Consider the following 20,094-nt stretch of genomic DNA (forward strand, 5'->3'; position numbering starts at 1 on the left):
AAGGAAAAATCATGAATAAATTATATAAAAGTTTTGTATTGTTAGTATTAAGCACATGGGGAGTAATGAGTTATGCTGCTTTTACTCCTACTAATCTTACACAGGCAAAAGATCAAGTTAAAGAATATTATGAATCTGGCCAACACGCCATAGAAGTTAGTGAAACTCTTCAAAAAGCTAAAGATGTTTTATATAGAAGTGCTTGGTATAACAAGAAAATAAAAGAGCCTAGGAAATTAGCTATAGTTTACGATATTGATGATACTGCATTAAATAACTATTCAATTATGAAGAAGTATAGTTTTGCAGATACTGATGCTGTGTGGGATGTCATACAGAAAAGTACAGATATTCCAGCTAATGAAGGTGCTTTGGAATTATATAATGAAGCTCGTGAGTTAAATGTGTCTGTGTTCTTCATCACAGCTAGATTAGAGAAGTATAAAGACACTACTAAAAAGGCTATAGAAAATGCAGGCTATACTGATTATCAAGGACTATATCTAATTAGTGAGAAATATGAAAAGCTACCATTTAGTGATTTCAAAGCAGATGTTCGTAGAGAGATAACAGAAAATGGCTACCATATAGTATTAAATATAGGCGATCAATATAGTGATTTAGTAGGTGGATATTCTGATTATGTTTATAAACTTCCTAACTATATGTATGGAAGCTATTAATTAAAGTTTAGATTTATCAAAAAATATTTTTCTAGTTTCTTTAGAAAAGCCAACTATTCCTTTATCTATAAATTCATCTATTATCTGTTCAGGGATATCTTTATCTAATTTCTTGATAATCAATCGATAAAAAGCATCTTTAGAAGTTTCTTTAAAATGTTTTTTGTATTGATGTTGTTGTACCTCTTCTGAGCATTCTAAAAATTTTTTTATTCTAACTCTAGGATCTGTATTACTTGTTCCTGTTACACACCCTTTAGGGGCAGAAGTTGCTATATTAAAACCTTTTCTAGTATAGTAAGAGGCGATTCCTCTAAAAATTCTATCATTACTAAAAATTGTAATGCTAAGGTGAGTACGAAATTCACGATATCTTTCAACATATTCACCAACTTTAGCGCAAATGTAACCATCCATATTATCTTTATTACCTTCGCCATAAATAATAGGGACTAACTCAAAATTATTATAAATCCGAGTTTTTTCATAGTTTGCTTCTAACTCTTCATTATTTGTAAAAACTATTACACGATCAAAATTTTCTGAAGAAACTAATTCAAAATTATTATAGTTTTCAGAATCAATAATGGCTAATCTTAGATATTCCATAATTAAGACCTTTAATAGATGTAGTATATTTATATTTTACAATAAAAGGCAGATTACTAATATAGAAGTCTATTTATTAAGTTTTTGTTTGATAACTATATAAGCATCACGAAAAGATAGGCCTTGTTCAACTAATTTATAAACCTCTTCAGTAGCATATAAATCTGAAGTCATAGCTTGTTCTAGTTTGTCGGTATGAATTTTCAGATTTTCTATAGTGGAGTTAAATAATAGGATTGTATTCTCTATTAATTCTATTGCTTCACAGAAAGGAGCTTTTGTTAATTGATAATCACGATTATAGCCACTAGGAACGCCATCAATTATAGAAGTAATTTGTTGTAAGTAACCTTGATATAGTTTTGCATTGCCCCTCATAATCTCAAATAGATCATAATTACGCTTTTGAGGCATTATAGATGATCCAGTTGTGTATGAGTTATCAAGGCTAAAGTAGTTAAATTCAGACATTGTGAAAAGCATCATATCATTAGCAAATCTTGAGTAAATACTCATAGGATTTGATAATGTTTGAAGAATTAGTTTTTCAAAATATCCTCTAGAAAAAGCACAATAAATAGGATTTTCTTGTGTTCTATTAAAACCAAGTTGTTCAGTTGTATAATCTTTATCATGCTTAAAATTATCAATACCAAAACCTGATGCAGATCCTAGAGGGTTTTGGTTTATGACTTTATTGGTAGTTGATACTAATAGAAGAGTATCTTCTAAAGCATCTGCAAAAGAACCTAACCATACTGAAACCGTTGTTGGCATAGCTTTTTGCATATGTGTATAACCAGGCATTGGAGTATTTACATATTTATTAGCTTTTGTCCGTAGGGTATAAATATTTTCCTGTATAGCTTTTTCCAATAGTTTAATTTTATCTACCATAAAAAGACGAAGCATTACTAGAGACTGATCATTTCTACTTCTTCCAGTATGTATTTTTTTACCAACATCCCCATAGTGTGTGCAGAGATATTGCTCAATTGCTGTATGACTATCTTCTTGATCTTGAGTTATTGAGAATTTATCTTCAGCTAAAAGTTCTTCTATCTCTTGAAGGCCTTTTTCTAATAGAGAAAGTTCATCCTTGGAAAGCACATTTATTTTATGCAACATTTTTGCATGAGCTAAGCTAGCTTGTAGATCATATTTTAATAGTTTCTGATCAAGTACATAGTCTTGACCTACAGTGTATTTTTCAACTATAGGTAAGAGTTTATCTGTTTCAGTTTGCCAAAGTTTTTTACTCATAATATTTATTTCTTATTTTTCATTATTGAATAAGCGGTACGTTGAGCTAAGCTATGAAGTTCTATAAATCCAGCAGAAGCATTATGGTTGAATAAATCTCCACCAGCTTCAAAAGTTGCTAGCTCAGGTTTAAGCATAGAAAAAGGTGATTCTACAGCGACTACTTCTATATTACCTTTATATAAAGATATAGTAACTTTCCCTGTAACCTTTTTATTTTGTTCTTCTATAAATGCAAGAATGTTATTCATAACAGGATTATACCATTCAGCAGCATAAGCAAGATAAGCCCATTTGCTATCCATAAATGATTTTAGTTCATTTTCCTGACGTGTAGAAACTAATTGCTCTAGTTTTTTATGAGCAGCTATTATAATACTTGCTCCTGGATTCTCATAAATTCCTCTAACTTTTAAACCAATTAATCTATCTTCAATAAGGTTAAACACTCCAACTCCATGTTCACCACCAATCTTATTACATTGCATGATTAGCTCAGCTAAAGGCATTGACTGACGATCTAACTTAGTTGGTATACCTTCAACAAAATCTAATGTAATAGTTTGAAGCTTATTTACAGCATTCTCAGGAGTTTTACACCATTGTAGAATAGCCTCTTTAGGAGCAATTAAATTTGAATGTTCTATTTCTCCACCTTCTGCAGTGTTTCCCCACATATTCTCATCATATGAGTAGGGTTTGTCTTTTTGTTGTTTAACAGGTATGCCATGTTTTTCAGCGTATTCTAATTCTTGCTCTCTACCCATTCCCCATTCTCTAACAGGAGCGATTGTTTTTATATTTTCATCTAAAGTAGTAAGATAACTTTCAAAACGAACTTGATCATTACCTTTACCAGTACAGCCATGGGCAACAACTTGGCAATCATATTTTTTAGCTACTTCAACAGCTATTTCTGAAATAATAACTCTGCCAAGAGGAGTTGAAAGGGCATAGCCTCCCTGATAATCAGCATTTGCTTTAATAGCTTTACTTATAACCTCATCTGCAAAGCGAGTTTTTGCATCATATACAACAGCATCTATAGCTCCTAAATTTATAGCTTTTTGTTTTATTTGTTCTAAATTGTCAGCTACTTGTCCAATATCTATAGTTAAGGCAACCACTTCTACTTCATATTCTTCTTGTATCCATTTTAACATTACAGAAGTATCTAGACCTCCAGAATATAGTAGAAGGCAGCGTTTAAAATCTCCTTTCTTTGCCTCATGACTAGCAACTTTTTGATATTGTTTTGACATATAAAACTCTCCCCATGTAAATTGAATTTTTATTCATTCTATCAAAAAAAAATGCAAGTACAAATATTTAGTTACAGCTAATATATAATTATTATTCTCTGATGTTATTATGCTATTAAAAGGTTTTAATATTATGTTATTTAAAATATACTCATAGAATAATTATTCACAAAAGTGAAAAATGAAGCTATTTATAGGTATTTTTCTGATTATTGGTTCTACTATAGGTGGTGGCATTGTAGGGTTGCCTATAGCTGCTGTTAATTTAGGTTTTTTAGGAAGTTTATTTGCTATATTTTTAGTGTGGTTAATAATGACTATTACTGGATTATGTATATTAAAAATCTCATATAATTTGCCAGTTGAGCATAATACATATTTTACACTATCTACTAAATACTTAGGTTTTAAGGGAGCTAAGTTTAGTGTTTTTGGGAGCTACTTGTTAATTCTATATTTAACTTTAGCTGCTTATATATCTGGAGTTAGTTCAGCCATAAGCTTATATCTTTTAGAAAGTAGTAATTTAAGCTATTTATTATCAGGAGTAATTCTGATTTTCATATTAGGCGGAATTACAGCATATAATTCTAGACTAATAATTAAAAGTAATGTCCTATTTGTAACAGCTAAGCTTTCTCTTATTGTTGTGGCTATATTTTTAATTTTTTATACTACTAATACAGTTGCTATAAGTATTAATAGTTATCCTATTCGTTCAGTTGGAGCATTATCATTTTTGTTTGTTTTATTTAATGCATTTGGCTATCACTTTATAATCCCTAGTTTGGTAAAGTTTTATGATCGATATTTATCATTAAAAACTTTAGCATTTCTACTTATCTTTAGTACTTCATTAATAGCTTTTATATATATGGCTTGGGTTTTAGCTATATTCTTTACTATACCTGTAGATGGAAGTTATGGGATGTTAAGTATCTATGATAGTGAAAATCAGCTTGTAGCTTTTAACAATAGCATTAGTTTTTTCACTAAGTCTAATGCTATTAGTAATATACTTAGTGCTTTTCAACTTATATCAATGGTGGGTTCTTTTTGCTGTATTTCTATAGGTGTAATGGATGCTTTGAGAGATGCTTTTGGCCAGAATGCTTATATTAAAGTTCTTGTTTGTACTTATTTACCACCACTTATTTTAATGTGTCTATCACAAAATATGTTTTTAATTGCGATGTCACTAGCTGGGATACTAACATTCTATGTTGAAGTATTTGTACCTATTGCAGGAGTAAGAAATTTTTATAAAAGTCTAAAGGTATAAGCTTATAAAAACTTTATAAAAAAGTTAGAATGCTACTATATTAGTAAAGTATTAAGTTATATGAGCTATCCAGTTTTAGAATATTCTTATATAGAACTTCCAGAGGAGTTTTATTCTAGTCAGACTTTAGAAAATTTTCTTGATGCAAAAGTAATTATATTTAATCATAAATTAGCAAATGAATTAGGATTAGATGTAAGTAGTTTAAATGAAAAAGAATTGTTAGGTTTTCTACTTGGAAAATCTAGTAAAAATCCAATAGCACAAGCTTATGCGGGACATCAGTTTGGAAACTTCACAATGCTTGGTGATGGAAGAGCAGCATTAATTGGAGAGTATAGAACAAAGTCTAATAAATTATTCGATATACATTTAAAAGGCTCAGGGAAGACTAGATACTCTAGAGGCGGTGATGGCAAGGCTGTTTTAGGTCCTATGTTGAGGGAGTATATAATTAGTGAAGCTATGAGTGGTTTTGATATACCAACAAGCAGGTCTCTAGCAATAATCTCTACAGGGGAACCAATTTATAGAGATGGGCTAAAGAAGGGAGCAATAGTTGTTCGTGTAGCAAGTAGCCATATCCGGGTTGGAACTTTCCAATATGCTGCAACTTTGGGAGATAAAGAGTTAGAGTCTCTGTTAGATTTTACTTTGAGAAGATACCAAATTGATCCAAAAGATAATAAAGCAAAAGCATTACTTGAATATACTGTAGAGAAACAAGCTAAACTAATAACTGAATGGGAAAGAGTAGGTTTGATTCATGGAGTAATGAATACTGATAATATGACTATCTCGGGAGAAACTATAGATTTTGGGCCGTGTGCTTTTATGGATGAATATCATCCAGACACCGTCTTTAGCTCAATAGATAGAAGAGGGCGATATGCTTTTGCAAATCAAGCACCAATAGCACAGTGGAACTTAGCACGATTTGCAGAAAGTCTTTTACCTTTACTTGCAGATAGAACTGAAGAAGCTATAGACATTGCTCAAGAAATTATAGAAAAATTTGCTGACCTATATAAAAATAGTTGGCTTAAAATGATGTCAGCAAAATTAGGGCTAGTAAATTTTCAATCTCAAGATCAAGAATTTATAACTAAGCTACTAGAATTAATGGCTAAATATAGATTAGATTATACAAATACTTTTTATGATTTAGGCAATGATTCTTTAGATGTATCTAATAAGCTAGATTTGGAGCAGTGGCTTAATAGTTGGCAAGAAAGAATAAAAGAGACTAGAGAAGAATCTTTAAAATTGATGAAAAAGACTAACCCTATATTTATTCCAAGAAATCATAAAGTTGAACAAGCTTTAAGAGCAGCAGAAAATAAGAATGATTTATTACTATTTAATAAATTATTAAAGGTATTACAAAAGCCTTATGACTTTAATCAGGATTATAATGAATATATGCTTCCACCTAGCTTAGATGAGAAGGTAGAACAGACATTTTGTGGAACATGAAACCTTAAAGTTTGATAGATTTTGCTTTCTCTTTAGCTTGGTTAAGAAGAACTTCTTCAGCTATATCTTTTTTTGCTACTCCTTCTATACGGATAATCTCAATATCAGTAATACCAATAAAGTTTAGTATAGTTTGTAGGTAGCCTTCTTGATAATCTAAAGATTTAGCAGGCTCTTCTCTATATACTCCTCCTTTACTAAGAATAAGTATAGCTTTTTTGCCTTTAACTAAACCTTCAGGGCCATTTTCTGTATAACGAAATGTTTTTCGAGCGATAAGTATATGATCAATCCAAGCTTTTAGCATAGAAGGAATACTAAAGTTGTACATAGGAGATTCTATAACTATTACATCAGCAGAAAAAAGTTCATCTATTAACTTATTTGAAAGGGCTAGCCCTGCTTCATCATTAGTAAATAAAGCATTAAGAAAATTTGGATTTAAATGATTAATAGTATCTTTTACAAGATCTCTTTCTATAATTTGTGTTTCAGGAGCTATATTTTTAAAATGATTTATCAAAGTATTTCCAACATTTCTTGAAAAAGACTTTTGAAGATTACTGCTTGTTCTTATATGTAAAACTTTTTTCATTATTCTTATCCTTTTTTTTTCTTAAAAGTCTATAGACTATATTCTGATAATTGAAAGAAAAAAGCAAGAAGGTACAGAAATGTCAGATACTTACAAAAGTGTTACTAATAAACTTTCTGAGGAAAGTTGTAGGTCGTATAGAGAGGTTTTAAGTTTAGTAGGGGATAAGTGAAGTATTGTATTGATAAATCACTATTAGAAAATGAAACTAAACGATTTAGTGAATTACAATATGATATTAGTAAAATTTCACAAAGAATACTATCATTAAGTCTTCGAAATCTAGAGCGTAATGGTTTAGTTTCTCGTAGAGTGGAATCAACTATTCCTCCAAGTGTATATTATTCGCTTACACCTTTTGGAGAAACATTATTAGTACATATTAAAGGAATAATTGATTGGACAAGAAGGAATTATAAAGAAATCAAAAAGTCTCAAGAACTTTTTGATCAGAAGAAATAAGTATTATTGTTTTTCCCAAACACTGCTATTTGATGGAGTTTCACCTTTAGTCCACCATTTAGCTTTATAAGTGTTTCCGTTATAAGTTACTGTTTGACCACCAGTATAAGCTTGGTTTTTATCCCAAGCACCACCAACTACAAATGGTTTTTCCCAAACACCACCATTTGATGGAGTATCACCTTGTGTCCACCATTTAGCTGTATATGTTGTACCATTATATGTTACCTTGTCCCCAGTATTGTAAACCTTGCTAGAATCCCATGTTCCATTGCTAGGAGCTGGAGTCGGCGCAGGTGTTGGAGCTGGAGTCGGCGCAGGTGTTGGAGCTGGAGTCGGCGCAGGTGTTGGAGCTGGAGTCGGCGCAGGTGTTGGAGCTGGAGTCGGCGCAGGTGTTGGAGCTGCTGAACCTACTTTTTCCCATGCGTATTGACCATAAATTCCAAGTATATTATAAGCTGAATTTGAACACCATCCACCTTCTATACACTTATAATTATTACCATCAGAAGCTGTAACAATATCTCCAGTCTTATATGCATTTCCTGCAACATAATTTTGATAATTACCTGGAGCTGGAGTTGGCTCAGGTGTTGGAGTCGGAGTCGGCTCAGGTGTTGGAGTCGGAGTCGGCTCTGGAACTGAATTATTAACAGTAGTAAATTGTATACTATCTTTCTTAGATGTACCTGATGATGAGTTAGCAATAACTTCAATACTATAACTAGCTCCTTCTTCTAAATTAGTAAGAATATAATTTTGACTAGTAATGTTTGAAGCCACAGTACTTCCATCAAGAAGAACTGTATAAGTTATAGAGCCATCAATTTCTGGCTTATTCCAAGAAATATTAGCAGATGTTTCAGTTATATTATCAACTGATGCATAAAGAGCATCAGACTGATATACTTTAGCTACAGCCTCAATTAGAGATTTATTAGGATCTGTAGAGTCACCATCTGCTTCCCAGAACATAGTTCCACCAAGATTCATACTCTTAGCATATTTAGTTTTTTCACCTACAGACCAAACATCATCATAAGTAATGAAAGTTTTTGTAGAAGGACTATATGCCCAAGGTTGAAGCGCTACTTTACCATACTTGTTAAATATATCTATATTTGATTTTGTATCATAGAATTTTAAATTAGATAATCCACTTACAGGTTTTGATGTGCCACAACCATTTACAGGATCAGCTACTGGATTGATTAAACATTTATAGTCAAATACTCCATTTTCATAGTCACCAAAACCAGGAGCTGTTATAGTTTCAAATAATCCACCATTTGTATCACTATCTACCATCATAGATCTTGCATATAAAGGTAGACCTACTATTAATTTATCGGCAGGTACACCAGCTTTAATATAAGCATCAACGGAACCTTTAATTGACCAGCCACCTTCTTTACCTATTGCTTGATCTAAAGTAGATCCATCACCAGCATCAGTAACGTTATCTTGAGCATCAGCTGGTGATTCTCCAGCTGTATATACTTTATTTTGATATGGAGTATCACTAGGGAAGTCAAGTGACGCTTGGAAGTATGCAGGGAATCCTGTTCCCCATGCACCTTGATAGTCATAGTTCATGATATTAATTTCATCTACAGTTTGCCCAACTTGTTTCCAGAAGTCTGGTACACTATTTGGGTTACTAGAATTTTCCATAGCTTCTATACGGCTTCTAGCACCATTAACAGCTATAGCAAGATAGTATTTCTTACCATCTGCTTGACTAGCTTTATCTAATTCTGTACGAAGAACTTTAAGGAAAGCTAACATTTTCTTAGATGGAGCAACTTCATTACCATAGTCAGACCACCATTCCCAGTCAATATCTATACCATTGAAGCCAAGCTTACGCATCAACTCTACTGACTGCTTAGCAAAATTTTGCATACTTTGTTGGTTTGAAGCTAATGCATCAAACATTGGAGCTGTAGTAACTCCATTATTAGTCCAACCACCAAATGATAAAAATGATTTTAAATAAGGATATTTTTGAGCTGCTCTAGCTGCTGCAGAAAGTCCCCATGTATCAGCTGAAGCATCTAAAGTTTTTATATTACCAGTTGACTTATCAAATCCTATAAAAGCATAAATTATAGTATTTAATTTGTCATATTTGAAAGTATATGGGTCGTATTTACGTCCCCAAACTGCCCATTGAGCATAATATGCAGCATTAGTATATCCTGGAGCTGGATCTTTACATACGTTATCAGCACAAGGCCTTTCAATTTGTAAATCTTTACCATCAACTTTTAGATCGTATATTATAGGAACTACAACACCAGGTAATACAATAGCATTACCAGAATCAGTTCCCATAATGTCACAAGATTGGGTTAAGTTTAGTGATCCGCCATTACTTAGTGATAATTTAGTTACATAGTTTCCATTAGCATTTTGAGTAGTATCATATTTAATAAGATCTGCTCTAGCTCCAAAACATGTACCCCAACCCGTTTTAGGTTTGAAGTTACTAGTAAACTCAACTACTTTTGCAGAAGATACATTACTAATTTTTAGAACTATTTTATTGTTATAGTCTTTAAATGGTGCCTGAAAATCATACGTTTCAACGTTGTTTACAGGAGTAGCATTTACCATAGAAAATGAGCTTAAACCCATTAATGCGCAAACTGCTGAGACTAATTTCGTTTTGTTTCTCATAGAGCTTTCCTTTAGTTGTTTAGTTAAAATATAAATATTTTTATTAATTATATGTTGTATAAAAGTTATTTCAATTAATGTATACAGCAAATATATTTATTTATAATAATTTTAAACTTAAAAATAAATTATACAACAAATACTGACCATAATATTAAAATTAAATTAATTAATTGTTATAATAATATTAAGATTGGAAAGTTAATTAGACTTAATTTTTTGTTAAAAGTTTTATAAAGCTTTCTATAAAACTTAATCTTTCTTCAGCTGTTTTGGTAATTTTAGTTATAAGTAAATCTTGATCTTTTGATAGTTTAAAATCCATAGGTCTACTTTGAATAGCTTTTATTAATAAAGAAGGATCAAATTTTAATGGTGTTGAAAATACTATTTTTCCACTAGTGCTAAACATTTTAATTTGTTGTATTCCTAGCTTCATGGCATCTAATCTAATATGAGCAACTTTTAATAGGTATTGTACTTCTAAAGGAAGTAGTCCAAAACGATCAATAAGTTCAATTTTTATATCTATTAATTGTTTATGATCTGCTTTAGATATTCTTTTATAAATATTTAGTCTAGTATTTACATCGTTTACATAGTCATCCGTTATAAGAGTTGGAATATTTAGTTCGACTTCACAAGTATTCGCATTTATAAGCTCTTCTACATTTAATTCTTTGCCAGCTTTTATATTAGCAATAGTCTTATCTAAAAGTTCCATATATAAATTTAGACCAATACCATCAATGTTTCCACTTTGCTCTTTGCCTAATATTTCACCAGCACCTCGAATCTCTAAATCATGATTGGCAAGCATAAAGCCACCACCAAGAGAATCTGTAGAATCAATAGCGTCTAATCTTTTTCTAGCATCTTTAGTAATACTAGTCTCATCAGAGATTAGTAAATAAGCATATGCTTGGTGATGAGACCTTCCAACACGACCTCTAAGCTGATGTAATTGTGCAAGCCCAAACTTGTTAGCATTCTCTATAATTAGAGTATTAGCATTTGGAATATCTATACCTGTTTCAATAATAGTTGTACAAAGTAATATATGAAATTTGTTATGTTTAAAATCAAACATAACTTTCTGAATTTCTCTTTCACTCATTTGTCCATGAGCAACGGTAATTCTACACTTTGGAAACATCTCCTCTAGAATTTCTTTTTTCTTTTGAATAGTTTCGACATGATTGTGAAGATAGAATATTTGTCCACCACGCATAGTTTCTCTAAGTATAGCTTCTCTAACTATATTACTATCATATTCTTTAACAAAGGTTTTTACAGATAATCTTTTAGCAGGAGGAGAGGCTATTATAGAAAGATCTCTAAGCGAGGAAAACGCCATACTCAAGCTTCTTGGTATAGGTGTGGCTGACATTGTTAAGATATCTATTTCAGCCTTTAAAGCTTTTAGTTTCTCTTTTTGATCAACTCCAAAACGATGTTCTTCATCTATTATTAGTAGACCTAAATTCTTAAATTTAATTTTAGAAGAGATAAGTTTATGTGTTCCAATAATAATATCGACATTACCTTTTTCTAAATCTTCAAATAACTCTTCTTGTTTTTTTGCTGTTTTTGAGCGAGTAATAACTTCTATATTTACAGCAGTATTAGCAAAGCGATCTCTAAAATTATTATAATGCTGTTGGGCTAATATTGTAGTAGGTACAAGTATAGCTACTTGTTTCTGATTATGTGTAGCTAAAAAAGCGGCTCTCATTGCCACCTCTGTTTTACCAAAACCAACGTCTCCACAGATTAATCTGTCCATTGGCTTACTTGCTATCATATCTTTAAAAACATCAGAGATAGCTTTTTGTTGATCTAAAGTTTCTTCATATGGAAAATCAGCACAAAATCTAAGATACTCTTGTTCATCAAGATGATTTGAGAAACCTTGTTTTAATTCTCTTTTTGCGTAAATTTCTAATAAATTAGCAGCAACATCAATAATTCTTTTTATAGCCTTATCTTTTTGCTTGCTCCATTTATCAGTGCCTAATTTATTTAAAACAATATTATCTGTAATAGATGAGTTATATATACTTATTAAATTTAAAGATGTTACAGGAACATAGATTTTCGCATTATCAGCATATTTTAGTAATATAAACTCATCTTTCTTGTTATTAATCTCTAGAATTTCTAAACCTTCATATTTTCCAATCCCATAGTTAATATGGACTATGTGCATACCTTTTTTTAAATCTGTTAAGTCTTTTAAATCAACTGTAGGTAAGTCATCAAAATTTTTAGATTTAGCTATAGCCTTAGTATGTTCTGGAAAAAGCTCTGATTCTGTAATTATTACTATTTTACTAGAAATAACTATACCTTCTTGAAAAGGCGAATATATAAGAGAGTATTTACTGTCTGAATTTAGTGCATCATCTAAACTTTTAAAATTAGATAGTTTTAACCCTATTTTTTTGAGATGCTCTTGAAGAATCTCTCCTCTTCCTAAGGTATCTGTCGAAAATATTATCTTTTCAAAGGATTTGTTATCTAAAAAATTTTGTAAATTATTAAATGGTTTATTTAGTTTATAGTTTGCATTTATATTTGGTAAATTATCGATAGGTAAAATTTTTGATTTGCTAATATCATTTTCTAACCATTTTATTACTTTATAATTTTTAATGTTTTCTTGTATATTTTCTAGAGTTAAGAAAAGTTCTCTATATTCTAAAATCGGCCTATCAATATCTATATTAAGTTGTTTATATCTATTTTTAACTTCTTCAGTAAAAGCATTAATAGAGCTATAAATATCACCAAATAAATGGATATTTAAATTTTGAGGTAAATAATCGAATATATTTTCTAACTTTTTATAAAATAATGGAGTATAGAATTCAATACCACTAAAAAACTCTTTGTTCTTTATATATTTTACAATGCTACTATTTTTTACATTACTTCCAAAAAAATCTTCTAATTTATTTAGAGCAAGGTTGATTGAGTCATTATTGTAAATAATTTCATGAGTCGGGATTAAGCTAATTTCTTCTATGCTATTAGATGATCTCTGTGTTTCTATATCTAGCTCTTTTATACTATCAACTTCATCATCAAATAAATCTATTCTATAAGGTATATTTGAACCAATGGGGTATATGTCTATAATGTTTCCACGAATGCTAAATTCACCTTTCTCAAATACATTATTAACAAAGCTATATCCTAGATCAATAAGTTTAGATTTTTGTTTAGTGATATCAAAGGTGTCGTTAACTTTTAAGATAAAGCTATTTTGCTCTAGGAATATCTTTGGAGCTAATTTCTTTAAAATTGTAGAAATATTAGAGATTAAAATAGTATTTTTAGGGTTATTTTCTAACTTGTATAATATTTTCTGTCTAGTAGATAAGATATCATTGGAAGCTGAAAATCTATCATAAGCAAGTATCTCTAAGCTAGGAAAATATAGCACTTCAAGTTTAGAGTCTTTTGTTAAATATTTTAGTTCATCATAAATTTTTGATGCTTGTTGAGAGTCTTCTGTAATTATAAAATGAAAATTATTATTACTTTTTATAAATTCCTTTATGAAAATACTAAAAGAAGGGCCATAAGCATTAGAAATTATAGTGTCTTTAGAATTTATAGTATTAGGAATCATATTTAAAGAAAGTTAAAGTATAAAAGAAAAATAAGAGTAATTAGTCTCTGTCACCAGCAATAGCGCCAAAGAATTGAAGTAGGGTAACGAAGATATTAAATAAAGAGACATATATATTAACAGTAGCTAATATATAGTTAGTTTCTTCACCTCTAACAATAGCATTTGTCTGCCATAATATAAAACCACCAGAAATAAAAGCAATTACTAAAGAGATTACTAAAGCTAAAGCAGGTAACTGTAAAAATATATTAAGAACTATAGCTACTAAAGCAACTATTGCACCAATAGCACAAAAAGCACCAACTCTATTAAAGTTTCTTCTAGGATTCATAGCTATTGCAGATAAGCCTAAGAATATAGCTCCAGTAGTTCCAAGAGCCATCATTATAAGCTCTGATCCATTTTTGAATGTAGCTATATACATATTTAAGATAGGACCTAATGTATATCCTAAAAGACCAGTTAAAGCAAAAGTTAAAACTATTCCCATAGGAGAGTTTTTAGTTGCATTAATACCAAATAGTAGTCCTATATAAACTACAATCATAAGTAGAGGATTTATAAATCCAGCACCAGATTGCATTGCTATAAAAGCAGTAAATGCACTAAAAAGTAAAGTCATAGATAGTAACCAATAAGTATTTCTAAGAACTTTATTAGCTCTAATTGTTGATTCTTGGCTTAAAGAATCTATAACTCTAGTATTATTTTCAAAATTATTCATTATGTTTTCCTCATCTGAATTAATTCAATTTTAATATTTTTAAATCGCTAATAATATACCATAAATAGCTTCTAAATTAAATAAGAGCTTTTAAGCGTATAGATATGAGATAAAGATTAAGGAAGAGAAAGTTAAAAATAAACAAGCAGTTATTGTAATTTCATTTTTACTTCCAGCAAGTAGTTTACCTAAGGAGAAAAATACAGGAACAATAAACACATTAATTAATAATGATATAATTGTTGCTAGAATAAACATTATTAGACTTATTGTTTCTCCAATAAATAGTACTGCAACAGCAAGTAATATAATTTTAAAAATTTCTATATAAAATATTAGTTTAATAAGTTTTAGATTGATTATAGAGCTTATTTTCAGCGTTAATATACGGGCTTTCCATGCAAAATATATTAATAAGCAAAAAATGTATTCAATGCCTAGGAAAATAGATACATTCGCACTAGAATTAACATGAAGATCTTTTAGATTAAGCTCATATTTTAAAAATGTTAAATATATAACTTTATTAACTATTATTATAAATAAGCAGAAATAAATATATTTTAAGAGTTTTTTCCCATCTTCTTTATTATTTATTAGTGTTAAGATAGTTAGGGTTATTAATGCAATTGGGAAAATAGCTATATTAAATAAACTAAATATAGCTAAATTATTTAAGTAATAAAGAACGATTAATGAAAAAGCGATATATATAGTAAATACTCCATATACACTTATATTAAATCTTTCAGTTTTATTATTTAATGAAGTATTTAATTTATAATTATATTTTAGGAAAAAAATAAGAGTAAAAAATACAACAATAAAATAGAAAATTCTAAAGTCAAATAATGTTTTTACAAAAAGATAGTGAATAATATCACCGATAATAACACCTAGTATAATACTAGAAAAAAATCCTAAAAAACCGTAGAGTCTTCTAGAATCAGCTTTTAGATAGAAAGAGCTTAAACTAAATAAAAGGTTAGATATAACTACTGTTAGGCCAACGGCAAATACAGCAAGCCCAAAAATCTGTATATTATGTATAGTTGAAAAAAGTAAAGCAGCCATTATAAATTGTAGGCCATGGACGATTGATTTATTTGAGCCTAGTAAATAATTACTTATACATCCAAAAGTGGCAGCAAAAAATATTACAAAGAAATAATCTCCTCGAGTATAAAATATTCCAACTTCACTATAGATATTAAGCAAAGACATAAAAGGATCTATGCCAGTTGAGACACATAAAGTAATAATGGCAATTATATGTAGCCCTTGAGGTTGGCTAAAATATATATTGCTATGAGCTTTATTACTTACTACTTGTCTTTCCATAGAATTATTCTTTTAATACCTTTTCTAAATTAGCTACATAATCTTTTTCATTTGGAATTGAGTTATATTTTTGAGATTTCCAAATCTCCTCTGCAAGATGATCCATCATAATATGATGAACTTTATGCTCATCTTTATATTTCTCTATAAGTTTATTATAAATACTTCTAATTTCCAAAGGTCTATTAGTTTGGTATTGCTCTATGATAGCTAAATGAAGACTCATATGTAGGAAAGGGTTTACTTGACCACTTTCAGGAGAGTAATCTGTATCAATATTTTTTTCAGTTAGCATTGATTGATATTCAGGGTGTTTTTCTATAATTCTAACTATCTGTTCTTCTAGAGGGGTAAGAACTTTCTTATTTTGAAATTTCTGCCAACTAGATATGTATAGCATACGTAACTCATTTCTATCTTGAGAGAATATCATATGTATTTTTCCTTATCTTTATATTCGCAGTATTCAAAAATAACACAGTTTCTACATTTTGGTTTTTGAGCTGTGCAGATATATCTACCATGTAGTATTAACCAATGATGCGCATCTTTTAAATATTCTTTAGGTATTACTTTTAATAGCTTTTTTTCAACCTCAACTACATTTTTACCTTTAGCTATGGGTATTCGATTAGCTAGTCGAAAAATATGAGTATCGACAGCCATTGTTGGTTCTCCAAAGGCAGTATTTAAAATAACATTTGCGGTTTTTCTACCGACTCCAGGTAGAGATACTAAATCATCCATATTATTAGGAACGATACTATTAAATTTATCAATTAAAATCTTACATGTTTGTATAACATTTTTTGCTTTAGTTTTATATAAACCGATTGATTTTATATATTCAGCAAGTTTTTCATATCCTAAGTTGTAAATTTGTTCCGGAGTATTTGCTATTTTGTATAATACTGAGGTAGCTTTATTAACACTAACATCTGTTGCTTGAGCAGATAATATGACAGCTATTAGAAGCTCAAAAGTAGAGGAATATTCTAACTCTGTAGTTGGACTTGGATTATGCTCTTTTAATGTTTCGAAGATTTTGATTCTTTTTTCTTTATTCATTAGTGTTTTTTTTCTTATTTCTAAATTTAGCTAATGATGCGGCAATATATGCTTTTTTATCCATATCTTCTGCAGATGCGATATTTTTATATGTATCTCTTTGTTTTTCTTTTGTTTGTAACTGTTTTTGTTTATGAAAAATATATCTGTCTCTAAAGTGATTTTTTTGTTCTGTATATTGTTCATCTGTTAGTTTTTCTGGTTGTTTATTTTCAGCTAATTCAACTAGAGATATACAATCCATAGGGCAGGGCTCTATACATAGCTCACAACCTGTACACTCTGATTCTACGATGGTATGCATTAATTTTTTTGCTCCAACAATAGCATCGACAGGGCAGGCAAGTATACATTTAGTACATCCTATGCATAAATCTTCATCAATCTTTGCTATTGCTCTGGGTTTCTCTAAACCTAACGATTCATCAAGAGGTATCTCTTTTTTATTAAGGAGTTTAGATAATTCTTTTATTGTTTTTTTTCCACCAGTTATACATTTGTTATGAGTGTCGCCATTAGTTATAGCTTTTGCATAATTATAACAGTCATCATAGCCACATTTTGTACACTGTGTTTGTGGAAGGATTTTATCTATAGCTTCAATTGATATAATCATTTTTACACTTATTAATATAATTTAATGTTTGTTTTTTCTTCTATACCTTTAAGGTACTTCTCTACATTAACAGGTATTTTAACTAAGTCTTTCATTATAGTAATTAAACTTAAAAAAGGGAAAATATTAATATCATCCCAAGAAAATTTATCACCATTAATAAAAGGATAATTTATATATGTATCTATTTTATTAAGTAAAGTTTGTGTTTTTAAAACAATTTCTTTGGGTGGATTTTTGTATAGTTCATCCATATCACCAATATAAGAGCTTTTTTTATTAATAAAATAGTCTTTAGCACTTTGAGTCGGAAAGTCTTTTTTATTATTAGGGTGGTTAGGAACTCTTGAATAAGTAATTTTTTTAGAGATATTCTGAAGTTCAGAAATTAAGTTTTTCAATTCTATATTATTTTGACTAGTGGCTATATTAAAGTTTTGTAATCTAGATATATATTCACAAATATCATTACTTTCCTTTAAAAATTCACCATCACCTTTCTCTATAAAAGGTACTTGTTTAGAGCCTATTTTATCTACATGAGCTTTTTCATCATCATTTGCTAATATTACTGTCTCATATTTTAGATTGCTTAGATCAGCAACAAGTCTAGTTTTGATACAGTAAGGGCAGTGATTATAAATATACATTTTCATGTGTTTAAAAGAAGCAGAATATTGTTTATTAATTTGCCAATTATAGCATTCATAAGAAAGAAGTATAAAGTTAGATTATAAAGGATTTTGAGGCTTGAATGTTCTCTTTGCAGCTTCTTGATCTAATAAATACAAACCAGCATCTTTAACTAGTTTGATTTTGTTTATCATATCACAAACGTTAGCTTCTTCTTCAACTTGCTCATCTATAAACCATTGTAAGAAACTTTTTGTAGCATGCTCTTTTTCTTCTAAAGCAATATCCATTATTTCATAAAACTTTCTAGTAACATCTGCTTCATGCTTTAAAGTTTCTTCAAAAACCTCTAAAAGTGAAGAGAATTTATTTCTAGGAGCATCAAAGCCGCTAACTTCTATACGACCACCTTTATCATTTATAAATTTCATCATTTTTTTTGCATGAAAAAGTTCTTCTTCATATTGAGCCATAAACCAATTTGTAAAACCACTTAGTCCTAAATCAGCAGTTGCACCAGCCATAGCTAAATAAATATGAGCTGATTCAATTTCATAGTTAAACTGGGCATTTAGAGCATCTTCTAATTTTTTTGATAACATTTTTATTTCCTCTTAATCTAAATTTTTCTATTACAACCTAATAATTTTAAAGGTTTTTGACATATTATTCAAAAATAAAATTTTATGTATATGATGTTTATAAAAACATGTTTATTTCTTATAATGTATTAAAAATTTATAAATAAACGAGTTTTCTTAAATTTATGAAAGAAATTTCTAATATCAAAATTAAAATTGAGAGCGGTTCTAAATATACTACAGAGCAGGGTTTTTCTGCAGTTAAAGATGGAATAAAAAATAAAAAAGAAAACTCTATACATATTAGAAAACCAGAGTGGTTAAAAGTAGAAAAGCAAAATTCTAAAGAGTATTTAAAAGTAAAATCTATAACAAAGAAACATAAACTTTCTACAGTATGTGAAGAAGCTAAGTGTCCAAATATAAATGAATGCTGGTCTCATGGTACAGCAACTATAATGCTTATGGGAAGTGTATGTACAAGAGCTTGTAAATTTTGTTCTGTAGATACTGGTAACCCAAAGGGTTGGCTTGATAAAGAAGAGCCTAAAAATGCAGCAGAAAGTGTGAAATTAATGGGTCTGGAGTATGTTGTTTTAACATCAGTTGATAGAGATGATTTAGTAGATGGTGGGGCACAACATTATGCAGATACAATTAATGAAATAAAAAAACTTGATCCAAGTATAAAAGTTGAAGCTTTGACTCCTGATTTTGCTGGAGTTGAAAAAAGTATAGATAAGATCTTAAATACTAAAGTTGACGTAATAGCTCAGAATGTTGAAACAGTTGAAAGATTAACAAAACAAGTTAGAGATCCTAGAGCAGGTTACTGGCAAACATTTGATTTTCTAAAATATGTAAAAGAAAAAAATCCTAATGTACTTACAAAAACTAGTATTATGGTAGGGTTAGGAGAGACTGATGAAGAGATATATCAAACGATGGATGATGCTATAAAGTCTAAAGTTGATATAATAACTCTTGGTCAATATATGCAGCCAACAAAAAGTCACCTAAGTGTACAAAGATTTGTAACACCTCAACTATTTGAAGAATATAGAAGAGTAGGATTAAGTAAGGGCTTTTTAGAAGTTGCATCTGGACCTATGGTTAGGTCAAGCTATAGGGCCGATAGAGTATTCAAAAGAAATAACTTAGATTTAACAAATTAAGG

The 20,094-nt window shown here is 29.7% G+C and carries 18 protein-coding genes; 5 read left to right on the plus strand and 13 right to left on the minus strand.

The window, feature by feature from the left end:
* Positions 1–11: 11 nt before the first annotated feature.
* The gene (locus DNK87_RS00605) at positions 12–683 is read left to right on the plus strand and encodes an HAD family acid phosphatase (protein ID WP_119330711.1); all 672 of its coding nucleotides are present in this window, start codon (positions 12–14) and stop codon (positions 681–683) included.
* Here DNK87_RS00605 and DNK87_RS00610 read toward each other — a convergent pair whose 3' ends face one another.
* From DNK87_RS00610 to DNK87_RS00620, 3 genes are all read right to left on the minus strand, one after another.
* A complete protein-coding gene (locus DNK87_RS00610) occupies positions 684–1,292 on the minus strand; it encodes a PIN domain-containing protein (RefSeq protein ID WP_119330710.1) in 609 nt (202 codons plus the stop codon).
* 69 nt (positions 1,293–1,361) lie between these two features.
* Positions 1,362–2,555, minus strand: coding sequence for an argininosuccinate lyase (argH, locus tag DNK87_RS00615; RefSeq protein WP_119330709.1), 1,194 nt, complete (start codon positions 2,553–2,555; stop codon positions 1,362–1,364).
* Positions 2,556–2,560: 5 nt separating this feature from the next.
* Positions 2,561–3,817: an argininosuccinate synthase gene (locus tag DNK87_RS00620; protein WP_119330708.1), complete on the minus strand. Its 1,257-nt coding sequence runs from the start codon at positions 3,815–3,817 to the stop codon at positions 2,561–2,563.
* A gap of 181 nt (positions 3,818–3,998) precedes the next feature.
* On the opposite strand from DNK87_RS00620, the gene DNK87_RS00625 reads away from it, so the two are divergent.
* Entirely contained in the window at positions 3,999–5,099 is a 1,101-nt protein-coding gene (locus DNK87_RS00625) for an aromatic amino acid transport family protein (RefSeq protein WP_119330707.1), read from the plus strand.
* A 60-nt stretch (positions 5,100–5,159) separates the two neighbouring features.
* The gene (locus tag DNK87_RS00630; RefSeq protein ID WP_119330706.1) at positions 5,160–6,575 is read left to right on the plus strand and encodes a protein adenylyltransferase SelO; all 1,416 of its coding nucleotides are present in this window, start codon (positions 5,160–5,162) and stop codon (positions 6,573–6,575) included.
* 4 nt (positions 6,576–6,579) lie between these two features.
* On the opposite strand, the gene DNK87_RS00635 is transcribed toward DNK87_RS00630, so the two are convergent.
* The gene (locus tag DNK87_RS00635) at positions 6,580–7,170 is read right to left on the minus strand and encodes an FMN-dependent NADH-azoreductase (RefSeq protein WP_119330705.1); all 591 of its coding nucleotides are present in this window, start codon (positions 7,168–7,170) and stop codon (positions 6,580–6,582) included.
* Positions 7,171–7,338: 168 nt separating this feature from the next.
* On the opposite strand from DNK87_RS00635, the gene DNK87_RS00640 reads away from it, so the two are divergent.
* The gene (locus tag DNK87_RS00640) at positions 7,339–7,632 is read left to right on the plus strand and encodes a winged helix-turn-helix transcriptional regulator (RefSeq protein ID WP_244614580.1); all 294 of its coding nucleotides are present in this window, start codon (positions 7,339–7,341) and stop codon (positions 7,630–7,632) included.
* Between the two features lie 3 nt (positions 7,633–7,635).
* Here DNK87_RS00640 and DNK87_RS00645 read toward each other — a convergent pair whose 3' ends face one another.
* From DNK87_RS00645 to DNK87_RS00685, 9 genes are all read right to left on the minus strand, one after another.
* Positions 7,636–10,314 carry a glycosyl hydrolase family 18 protein gene (locus DNK87_RS00645; RefSeq protein WP_244614581.1) on the minus strand — a complete coding sequence of 893 codons (2,679 nt, stop codon included), beginning with the start codon at positions 10,312–10,314 and terminating at the stop codon, positions 7,636–7,638.
* 211 nt (positions 10,315–10,525) lie between these two features.
* Entirely contained in the window at positions 10,526–13,951 is a 3,426-nt protein-coding gene (gene mfd / locus DNK87_RS00650) for a transcription-repair coupling factor (RefSeq protein ID WP_119330704.1), read from the minus strand.
* Positions 13,952–13,991: 40 nt separating this feature from the next.
* On the minus strand, positions 13,992–14,678 hold the full coding sequence (locus tag DNK87_RS00655) for a Bax inhibitor-1/YccA family protein (RefSeq protein WP_119330703.1): 687 nt from the start codon (positions 14,676–14,678) through the stop codon (positions 13,992–13,994).
* 90 nt (positions 14,679–14,768) lie between these two features.
* Positions 14,769–16,019, minus strand: coding sequence for a hypothetical protein (locus tag DNK87_RS00660; protein WP_119330702.1), 1,251 nt, complete (start codon positions 16,017–16,019; stop codon positions 14,769–14,771).
* Between the two features lie 4 nt (positions 16,020–16,023).
* Positions 16,024–16,452, minus strand: a complete 429-nt coding sequence (locus DNK87_RS00665) for a DUF1841 family protein (protein ID WP_119330701.1) — start codon at positions 16,450–16,452, stop codon at positions 16,024–16,026.
* Positions 16,449–17,087, minus strand: a complete 639-nt coding sequence (gene nth, locus DNK87_RS00670; RefSeq protein ID WP_119330700.1) for an endonuclease III — start codon at positions 17,085–17,087, stop codon at positions 16,449–16,451. Before nth ends, DNK87_RS00665 begins: the two co-directional genes overlap by 4 nt.
* Positions 17,080–17,703 (minus strand): RnfABCDGE type electron transport complex subunit B, encoded by a 624-nt coding sequence (locus DNK87_RS00675; RefSeq protein ID WP_119330699.1) that lies wholly within the window; start codon positions 17,701–17,703, stop codon positions 17,080–17,082. The genes nth and DNK87_RS00675 overlap by 8 nt, the downstream gene beginning before the upstream one ends.
* 11 nt (positions 17,704–17,714) lie before the next feature.
* The gene (gene grxB / locus DNK87_RS00680) at positions 17,715–18,359 is read right to left on the minus strand and encodes a glutaredoxin 2 (RefSeq protein WP_119330698.1); all 645 of its coding nucleotides are present in this window, start codon (positions 18,357–18,359) and stop codon (positions 17,715–17,717) included.
* Between the two features lie 75 nt (positions 18,360–18,434).
* Positions 18,435–18,938: a ferritin gene (locus DNK87_RS00685; RefSeq protein WP_119330697.1), complete on the minus strand. Its 504-nt coding sequence runs from the start codon at positions 18,936–18,938 to the stop codon at positions 18,435–18,437.
* A gap of 164 nt (positions 18,939–19,102) precedes the next feature.
* Between DNK87_RS00685 and lipA the strand changes: the two genes are divergently transcribed.
* Positions 19,103–20,092 (plus strand): lipoyl synthase, encoded by a 990-nt coding sequence (gene lipA / locus DNK87_RS00690; protein ID WP_119330696.1) that lies wholly within the window; start codon positions 19,103–19,105, stop codon positions 20,090–20,092.
* Positions 20,093–20,094: the final 2 nt, after the last annotated feature.

This window comes from Pseudofrancisella aestuarii (assembly GCF_003574475.2).
GTDB lineage: Bacteria > Pseudomonadota > Gammaproteobacteria > Francisellales > Francisellaceae > Francisella > Francisella aestuarii.

Bases quoted from the DNA above. Each gene is read 5' to 3' on its own strand.
- mfd (WP_119330704.1), bottom strand. From the start codon at position 13,951: ATGATTCCTAATACTATAAATTCTAAAGACACTATAATTTCTAATGCT.
- DNK87_RS00635 (WP_119330705.1), bottom strand. From the start codon at position 7,170: ATGAAAAAAGTTTTACATATAAGAACAAGCAGTAATCTTCAAAAGTCT.
- nth (WP_119330700.1), bottom strand. From the start codon at position 17,087: ATGAATAAAGAAAAAAGAATCAAAATCTTCGAAACATTAAAAGAGCAT.
- DNK87_RS00665 (WP_119330701.1), bottom strand. From the start codon at position 16,452: ATGATATTCTCTCAAGATAGAAATGAGTTACGTATGCTATACATATCT.
- DNK87_RS00685 (WP_119330697.1), bottom strand. From the start codon at position 18,938: ATGTTATCAAAAAAATTAGAAGATGCTCTAAATGCCCAGTTTAACTAT.
- DNK87_RS00610 (WP_119330710.1), bottom strand. From the start codon at position 1,292: ATGGAATATCTAAGATTAGCCATTATTGATTCTGAAAACTATAATAAT.
- DNK87_RS00675 (WP_119330699.1), bottom strand. From the start codon at position 17,703: ATGATTATATCAATTGAAGCTATAGATAAAATCCTTCCACAAACACAG.
- DNK87_RS00660 (WP_119330702.1), bottom strand. From the start codon at position 16,019: ATGGAAAGACAAGTAGTAAGTAATAAAGCTCATAGCAATATATATTTT.
- lipA (WP_119330696.1), top strand. From the start codon at position 19,103: ATGAAAGAAATTTCTAATATCAAAATTAAAATTGAGAGCGGTTCTAAA.
- DNK87_RS00605 (WP_119330711.1), top strand. From the start codon at position 12: ATGAATAAATTATATAAAAGTTTTGTATTGTTAGTATTAAGCACATGG.
- grxB (WP_119330698.1), bottom strand. From the start codon at position 18,359: ATGAAAATGTATATTTATAATCACTGCCCTTACTGTATCAAAACTAGA.
- DNK87_RS00620 (WP_119330708.1), bottom strand. From the start codon at position 3,817: ATGTCAAAACAATATCAAAAAGTTGCTAGTCATGAGGCAAAGAAAGGA.
- DNK87_RS00625 (WP_119330707.1), top strand. From the start codon at position 3,999: ATGAAGCTATTTATAGGTATTTTTCTGATTATTGGTTCTACTATAGGT.
- DNK87_RS00630 (WP_119330706.1), top strand. From the start codon at position 5,160: ATGAGCTATCCAGTTTTAGAATATTCTTATATAGAACTTCCAGAGGAG.
- argH (WP_119330709.1), bottom strand. From the start codon at position 2,555: ATGAGTAAAAAACTTTGGCAAACTGAAACAGATAAACTCTTACCTATA.
- DNK87_RS00655 (WP_119330703.1), bottom strand. From the start codon at position 14,678: ATGAATAATTTTGAAAATAATACTAGAGTTATAGATTCTTTAAGCCAA.
- DNK87_RS00645 (WP_244614581.1), bottom strand. From the start codon at position 10,314: ATGAGAAACAAAACGAAATTAGTCTCAGCAGTTTGCGCATTAATGGGT.